We start from the raw sequence: 7369 nt of genomic DNA, 5'->3' as shown, positions 1-7369 counted from the left end.
CTCGAACCGCTGACCCTCTCGGTGTAAACGACGCACTTTTTCTTATTTTACATGGAGTTCTCTGTAAACCGCATCAGGTTTTCCGTATTAAAAACAAGGCTCGTTGGCACCACGTGTAAACCGCAAATGTCATCACTCTGGCATCGGAACTAGGCGCTTGTCGTCATGTCTTCCTCGCTTGCCCAATCGGACTGGTCCACCCGTAAAGTTAGAGTTGGCGGTTTCTGAAATGCCTGGCTCTGGTGGCCCAGTCGTGGTGCTAAAATACAGCAGCGATGAAGTGCTTGGCTCTGGTAGTCCGGCCTTGGTGTTAAAATCCAGCAGCGATTTTGGCCTTGCCAGCATGGCACAGGCCGACGTTGCGGGCAAACTCGGCAGGAGATTGCCCATTGTGAGCCGTATGAGGTCTCCTCTCACTGTAGTCCATTCTCGACGTCTCAAGTAGCTGTATTGCTACGGTCAAGGAAACGAACCCGTTGGCGTTCATCCCGGAGCGATCCATTAAAGGAATTCATGTGCACGCCATCTACCGAGGTACTGGGCCACGAGAAATCCATTTTGATTTGTTTAGATACGTACAAGAGCCCAAGATTTGATCGGTAAGCGCGTCACCATTGTAAGATAGCTAAAGCACTTGCCGGATCACTTTCGTCAGATCCCGTCAATGGTTGAGCTTTATCAACGTCTCTTTTCTATCGATTGAATTCAAACAATAGAGGTTGCTCCAGCCCCTTCTTTATCCGCATACTGATTCTGTCAAGCAACACCTTCACTGAATGCGCGGATGAGTTGGCTGAGCGCTCCCTCGGCTTCAGCGAAGCACGAGCCCGGTTCGCCCCGCTCATGATATTCGCTAATGACTGCCAGGCAGATAGCTGCTAGCTCTCTGGCTAATCCATTCGCGCCTGCGGATGCTTCGAGGCTTTTGCGAAAATCATTTGTCAATCGATTAGCAGCCGCGCCGACCTTGCGGGATTCGACGTTCGGACGCGCGAGCAACAATTCGCGCCTCCGAAGATGCCAGCCTTTCTGAACGAGAGACAAGGACGGCTTACCAAGTTCGGCGGCAACGAACCCGTCGATCAGATTGGCAAGCAAAGTGCATACAGCCAAGACTGCTACGTCATTGCGGAAACCATTCTCAAGCATCCTTGTTTGCGCAGTATAAAGGCCCAAAAGAATATCGACGGCGGCAGATGAGAGCCTCCCCACAGGCACGTCAGCTTTGTCATCGCCTACCGCATTTCTCGCCAATGCCGCGACAACAGTCACTCGCCCGGACCCGATTGAAGTTTTCTGCACAAGAACAATAGCCTACATTTCCCCCAAGAGAGCCGGCCTCAAAGCGGCAAGACCAATCGAGTGCGCAATAACTCATACTTCGGACCGCTTGATCAGAAGCAGAGCCAGCCAAGGCGAGGACTCTTATACTGGAGCCTATTTAGGGAGCACATACCGCCACGATGTTCTGAGACGTTTCGGACAGTCCATCGATGCGCGCTTGCCGGTCCGGTATTTCTGCCGACTCAACAAGCTCGTCAATGGACTCTTGTCCTTGTTCTTCAGCGCCTGTTGTTAAGCACTCACAAAAATCCTGACTTTCCTCCTCACTCAAACCGTCTGCAACAGAAACCGTTACGCAGACGCGCTGTAAATCATCTCGGCTCTCTGCTTGCGCGCTCGCATAAGACAGGGCCGCAAAACCAAAGGCAATCAAAGCAAACCGTTTCAACATTTTACTACTCCCCTTTTATTAGACTTGGTTCGAATAGAATTCCTGAGCCAATTGCAGCATATACATTTTGGTATTGTCGTTTCGCATTAACGATACACCGCACTCACTTTTTATCCGGCTCCTGAATGAAATTCATGACGAGTTTTTCAAATCTTGCCGCATGTTCAATTTGCGCCCAGTGCCCGCACTCTCCAAAGACATGCAACTGAGACCTCTTGATCAACTGCGACAGCCGCAGGCCATTTTCCAGCGGCACAACGAGGTCTTCACGCCCATGAATAATCAGAACCTCATGAGGAATTTTCTGGATATCGCGTTCATCACTTGCCAAGTGCTCTAGCCATCTCCCCCGAGGCGCAGGAAACATCGCTGAGAATGACTCCTGAAAACCCGGACGAATGCTTGCTTTGTACCGTAGTTCAGCAAGCTCATCCGTTACCAAACTTCGATCATATGCAAAGATATCCAGCAAACGGCGCATATTTTCAATGGATGGAGAATACCCCCAAACCTGGTCAAGTCCCTCACTCAGCCCCAACGCCAAACCCGCGCTTCCCATCAGAACAATGCGCCGAACTCTATCCGGGTGTCGAATGGCCATCGCAAGAGAAATCGCACCCCCGAAGGAATTGCCTACGAGATCGGTCCGTTCAATATCAAGAGCATCCATCAACCCAACAACCTGATCGAGCCAACTTTCCATATTATAGTACTCTTTACCCGGACGTTCCGAATATCCGAAGCCGAGCATATCAGGAGCAATTACTCTGGCCACCTCACTAAAATTTGGCATTGCCAATCGCCAGTTTGCCCACGCCGAAACCCCCGGCCCTGATCCGTGAATCAGAAAGAGCGGTTTCCCAGAGCCGAGATCATGATAGTTCGTCTTTACACCGTGAACTTCAATGTTACGTGCGATCTCTGGGTTGGTATCTTCAGATACGCTCTGAATGGCCATGCTAGAATCTCCTAAATGCAGCGTCGGGGGTCGGACGAATTTGGATCAGTTTTGCGGACGCGCCGCTCAAGCTCCTGTGCCCATAAACTTATGTCCCCACATGCTGATGCTGTCATATCGGACGACAGACCAATCTGACTCGATGGGTCGAGCGCCCCATCCATACTCGACAGCAAAGCCGGAAGGCGTGACGCCGTAGAACGAATACATGTGATCATTTGTGTGCCGACCGAGCGTCATCACGATCTCATTCTTCTCTGACACGCGATCATATGCGCGCCCGACATCATCGAACGACCCCACTTCCAGCATAAAGTGATGTAACTTCTTGGAAGCGGGCGCTTGGATTAATGCCAGGCTATGATGGCGCCTGTTGCAATGGAGAAAGTTCACCTGAAGCTTCACGTCCGGATTGACCTGCCAGTCGATGATGTCGGATAGCTCCATCCCCAGTCCACGGATGTAGAAATCCAACGAACGTTCAATATCTTCAACACTCAGGACATAGTGCCCTAGTCCCTGATCCTGAGTTAGAAATCCAGATACACCCGTAGGTGAAATAAACGGCTCTTCGTAGAGCTCGCTGGCACCATAATAGACCTCAATCTTGATCCCTGACGGATCAAGGCAGGATACCAAATCAATCACTCCCCGTTGCGCCAACAGCTTGGAATCGGCCTGCTCGACGGAAATGCCCATTTCCTCTAGTCTTTCAGCGATCTCAAGCATCTCGGCTCGATTCGAAACTTCGAACCCCGCATACAAGAGATCATCTGCCGCGCCCGGATGGACTGCAACCCGCCAATTTCGGGAATCCATTCTCAGAAAGAGAGTGTCATTTCTCGTCCCAGCATCCATTAGCCCTAACGTTCCGGTTGCGTAATCCCGCCAAGCATCAATGTCTGATGCAGAAAAACCCAAATATCCCAACTTCTTTACGCTCATTGTCTTCTCCCTGTCTTTCTGATTTTAGTATGTATCCGCACTATTTTGTGCTTCACGCCACCGTCTTTGCCGCCAATTTGAAAATGTCTTTCATGCGAATGAGCGGATCACGAATCGATTCAGCATCTACCAGCATCCTCCGCTCAATGATTTTTGATGCGAAAGAAAAGTCTGCCGACTGGTCTATTGAAACAGCAGATTGAAGCTCCCCACCATTTAATCGACACACCGTCATTCCAGTCCCTCCAGGATCAACCCGAGTGACGACATTGCCTGGGCCAGTCACGTCGCCCATCATCTGTATCCGATGCCCCGCTATCTCCGTCCATGAAACCGGAACTTGCGGTGTTGGCTCACCCTTTCCGAGCATTGCTCCCGCAGCTACGGCCGCCTGATTTTGAGAATTCAGATAAGTCTCCAGACTGCGGCGCCCTCCGCTTCTGAGAGGCCAACTTGCGACATCCCCCGCTGCGTACACCGTGTCGCTTGAAGCCATACCAACTGAATTTACAATGATGCCCCTCGCGCACGCCAATCCAGCATGCTCTGCCAAATCGGTGACAGGCTCCGCACCAACGCTGACGATTGCCAGATCACCTGAAAACCTTCTTCCGTCGCCGCATCGTACTTCCCGGAACGATGGATCTAGATCCACATGAGTAATTGAGACGCCCGTGTGGACTTCAACCCCTATGGCCTCTAATTCCTCTCGACACCACGCGCCTATTGTCTTGCCCAGAACGCGCAACAAGAGCTCATTGGCAGTCTCAAGGATAATCGCCTTTGCACCCATCTTCTGAATTGTAGTGGCAAGCTCACATCCAATGAGGCCTCCCCCGATGATGATGACTTGTGCCCCAGGGGAGATTGCTCCCTGTAGAGCCACGCAATCATCAAGCGTCCGCAGTGAGTAAAGTCCCGGCGTCTCGCTATGCGCATCTAGACGCAGAGACCTCGCCCGAGATCCAGTGGCAAAAAGGAGCTTGTCAAACTTGAGGTCCGAGCCAGAGCTCACCTCAATCCGCATCGAGGGCAAGTCGATTGCTTCAACGCGAACTCCCAGACATTTCTCGACCCTGAATTCTTCGCTCCAATTACAACCCATTAACAAAGGGGGGGCAGATTTGGTCGCTAAAGCAGACTTGGACAAAGACGGTCGATCATATGGCTCATACGGCTCGTCGCCAAAGAGGAAAATCTTTCCCTCAAACCCCTGGTCTCTGAGCGACCGACACGCTGTCGCCCCCGCCAGACCCGCACCTATGATCGCGAAACTCTGCATCAATCGTTGACCTTACCAGATTCGAAATCCACGTAGACGTCGTTGCCCTCCACCTTCACGGGATAAACAGTTAAGGCCGCGCAAGCGGGTGGAGCCTTCACTTTTCCCGTCCGCACACAGAATTTTCCCCAGTGAAGCGTACACTCAATGACGCCATTTTCGAGAAAGCCATCCGCTAACGACCAGTCGCCATGTGTGCAGCGGTCCTGAGTCGCGAGGATCTCTCCGTCTAAGTTGAATAGCGCGATAGGTTCGTCGAATAACTCCACCCTCAACGCTTCACCTTCAGGAACTTCGCCTAGGCTGCAAACTTTCTTAAAAGCCATCACAATACCTAGAAAAAGATGCTGAGATTATTAGACAGGATCGTACTTTGATCGATGTGGATGGTTCTCTTGGCGATCATGAAGCCGAGCTTGTTGTCACTGCGACGCAGTACATCCATTCGCTCTCCTGCGAAAATATCGACCTGCCGTTCCAGTCGGTTTCGGTAAAGGATAAATGACGACGTCACATGAACTTCCCGATCATGACTTGCATCGTCAATGATAACGTTCGCTATGATGTGGCGAGTTCGCGAGGCCGGGCTTTCTGACCATCCGACATCCGACATTAATTTGCGCTGCCGCCCACGCATCATCACTAGATCATCATCAAAATGCGCATACTCACCGTTCTTAGAGTATTCGAGCTTTTGATCGCGCCGCGTGCGGTTCGTTCTCAAGGGCATAAAGTACCTGATGTCCTTGTCCAGAAGGTCGAACCAATCGTTGAACTCGTGCCGATCAAGCAGAAGAGACTCCTTATAATAGAATTGCTCAACTTCATGCTGCAGCAGCAGAGTGGCAGTGCTTGTCTGCGACGCCGATGACTCTGGTCCCACTTTTTCTTTCAACATAATTATCTCCAATTTGCGCGATTTATGCGCCCGTTATTCGCGAGGGTTAATAGGATTACCGGTTGAGCGTACTGCGCTCTGCCTACGAAACGGGTGATCCGCTTACAGACCGCTCTACTTTGGCCCGAGCGTATCCCAATCAGGTTCAGTCATCATACGGATCCACTGACGATAGAGTCCGCGAGCGGCTTCTTCATTGTACACATACCCAATATTGCCCGGGTAATGCGGATTATCGGCAGCAGAACGACCTTTTCCCATTTGAATGTTGAACCGGCGCTTCCTAGCCTGATGCCCTCGCAACACAGCCTGGATTTCGACCCAGTTTTCACCATCGTCTTGCTCGAATACGCCTCCGGCAGAAAATGTTCTTAATGTCTGGCGGCGGTACTCTTCCTTGATCTCGTCAGGAGCATCAGCATCTACAACTGTAAATGCCCATATCTCTGTCTCGTTCGGGCCTCTCGGCTGCCAGGTTCGAACGGTGTTGATACCGGGAAGGAATGAGCAGGTTGGGAAAACAGTCATGTGCTGGACCATCAATTGACGCGCACGCTCTGCGCTTCCCAAGCGCCTCTCCGCCCTGGCGGCCGCTTCACCTTCCGTCCAATATTTAGCAATCTTGGGCCCCATGATAGCCACTAGCATACCTGGCTCTCCGACATAGAAACCCGTTCCATGCCCGCCCCACTTCGCCCTGAACTGGTATCCCACCGTCGGAATCTTCGCATCCGAAAGCTCCATGCCTTCGGGCAAGCCTGCCTCGATACCGGAGAGATGGGAAACGGTCCCTGCATGATACATGTCACTGCAAAACTGCTCAGCGGCGAACTTCCAGTTGCATGGGATAACCCATTTCTGCATGCCGCTGATAACTTCAGTACCCGCCTCGGTTCGATCGAGCATGTGGTCCATGTAGAATGCTGCGTCGCCAAGATAATCGCGCAAGTTCGGCGCATTCTTATCCCAGTTCGCGAAGATCAATCCCTTGTAGGTCTCGACCCTGGCTTGACCTGGCCCCCAGTCCGCCTTGTTGAAATCCTCGCAGAATGCCTCTGACTCATATGGTACGTTCACCAAGTTTCCGCCGATGTCGTACGCCCAACCATGATAGCTGCATGTAAACGATTTTGCGTTGCCGCCATCGGTTCGACAGATTCTCATCCCCCTATGCGGGCACTGGTTTAGAAAAACCTTCAAGCTTCTATCTTTTTGACGCACAAGAATGACGGGATCCTCGCCCATATAGGCCGTCAAAAAGTCACCGGCTTTGGGAACATGTGTCTCGTGCCCGAGCATAATCCATGATCGTCCGAAAACGCGTTCCTGTTCCAACTCATACAGATCCTGATCTGAATAAATTCTTGGATCAAGCGTGCCATTCTCTTCGTCAAGCAGAGCCGTTATCTCCTCGACATTCCAAACATTTTTCTTCTCGAACGCCTTTGGTTCGTGCCCGATGTTCAGGCGCGTCTTTGTTTTAGCCGTCGTCATATTTGTAACCTTCCTTGATATCATGAGCCGCCCATGCCTCCATTTTTAATATGAGGC

At 51.5% G+C, this 7369-nt stretch carries 8 protein-coding genes; all 8 read right to left on the bottom strand.

Annotated elements, in window-relative coordinates; genetic code table 11:
• Positions 1 to 756 precede the first annotated feature (756 nt).
• Entirely contained in the window at positions 757 to 1272 is a 516-nt protein-coding gene (locus tag HY26_RS12355; protein WP_045699449.1) for a hypothetical protein, read from the bottom strand.
• 169 nt (positions 1273 to 1441) lie between these two features.
• Positions 1442 to 1735 carry a hypothetical protein gene (locus tag HY26_RS12350; RefSeq protein WP_112073758.1) on the bottom strand — a complete coding sequence of 98 codons (294 nt, stop codon included), beginning with the start codon at positions 1733 to 1735 and terminating at the stop codon, positions 1442 to 1444.
• Between the two features lie 103 nt (positions 1736 to 1838).
• On the bottom strand, positions 1839 to 2693 hold the full coding sequence (locus HY26_RS12345) for an alpha/beta fold hydrolase (RefSeq protein ID WP_112073757.1): 855 nt from the start codon (positions 2691 to 2693) through the stop codon (positions 1839 to 1841).
• 66 nt (positions 2694 to 2759) lie between these two features.
• The gene (gene bphC / locus HY26_RS12340) at positions 2760 to 3638 is read right to left on the bottom strand and encodes a biphenyl-2,3-diol 1,2-dioxygenase (protein WP_112073756.1); all 879 of its coding nucleotides are present in this window, start codon (positions 3636 to 3638) and stop codon (positions 2760 to 2762) included.
• Between the two features lie 52 nt (positions 3639 to 3690).
• Positions 3691 to 4920: an NAD(P)/FAD-dependent oxidoreductase gene (locus tag HY26_RS12335; RefSeq protein WP_112073755.1), complete on the bottom strand. Its 1230-nt coding sequence runs from the start codon at positions 4918 to 4920 to the stop codon at positions 3691 to 3693.
• A complete protein-coding gene (locus HY26_RS12330; protein WP_112073754.1) occupies positions 4920 to 5246 on the bottom strand; it encodes a bifunctional 3-phenylpropionate/cinnamic acid dioxygenase ferredoxin subunit in 327 nt (108 codons plus the stop codon). Before HY26_RS12330 ends, HY26_RS12335 begins: the two co-directional genes overlap by 1 nt.
• A gap of 8 nt (positions 5247 to 5254) precedes the next feature.
• A complete protein-coding gene (locus HY26_RS12325; RefSeq protein WP_112073753.1) occupies positions 5255 to 5818 on the bottom strand; it encodes an aromatic-ring-hydroxylating dioxygenase subunit beta in 564 nt (187 codons plus the stop codon).
• 114 nt (positions 5819 to 5932) lie between these two features.
• Positions 5933 to 7312 carry an aromatic ring-hydroxylating dioxygenase subunit alpha gene (locus HY26_RS12320; RefSeq protein ID WP_112073752.1) on the bottom strand — a complete coding sequence of 460 codons (1380 nt, stop codon included), beginning with the start codon at positions 7310 to 7312 and terminating at the stop codon, positions 5933 to 5935.
• Between the last annotated feature and the right edge of the window lie 57 nt (positions 7313 to 7369).

Source organism: Hyphomonas sp. GM-8P, assembly GCF_003263315.1.
In the GTDB taxonomy this organism is placed as follows: Bacteria; Pseudomonadota; Alphaproteobacteria; order Caulobacterales; family Hyphomonadaceae; genus Hyphomonas.
This window is presented reverse-complemented; position numbering and strand designations above follow the sequence as displayed.

Excerpts from the sequence above, each read along its gene's own strand:
- HY26_RS12350 (WP_112073758.1), bottom strand. The coding sequence starts at position 1,735 with ATGTTGAAACGGTTTGCTTTGATTGCCTTTGGTTTTGCGGCCCTGTCT.
- HY26_RS12345 (WP_112073757.1), bottom strand. The coding sequence starts at position 2,693 with ATGGCCATTCAGAGCGTATCTGAAGATACCAACCCAGAGATCGCACGT.
- bphC (WP_112073756.1), bottom strand. The coding sequence starts at position 3,638 with ATGAGCGTAAAGAAGTTGGGATATTTGGGTTTTTCTGCATCAGACATT.
- HY26_RS12335 (WP_112073755.1), bottom strand. The coding sequence starts at position 4,920 with ATGCAGAGTTTCGCGATCATAGGTGCGGGTCTGGCGGGGGCGACAGCG.
- HY26_RS12330 (WP_112073754.1), bottom strand. The coding sequence starts at position 5,246 with ATGGCTTTTAAGAAAGTTTGCAGCCTAGGCGAAGTTCCTGAAGGTGAA.
- HY26_RS12325 (WP_112073753.1), bottom strand. The coding sequence starts at position 5,818 with ATGTTGAAAGAAAAAGTGGGACCAGAGTCATCGGCGTCGCAGACAAGC.
- HY26_RS12320 (WP_112073752.1), bottom strand. The coding sequence starts at position 7,312 with ATGACGACGGCTAAAACAAAGACGCGCCTGAACATCGGGCACGAACCA.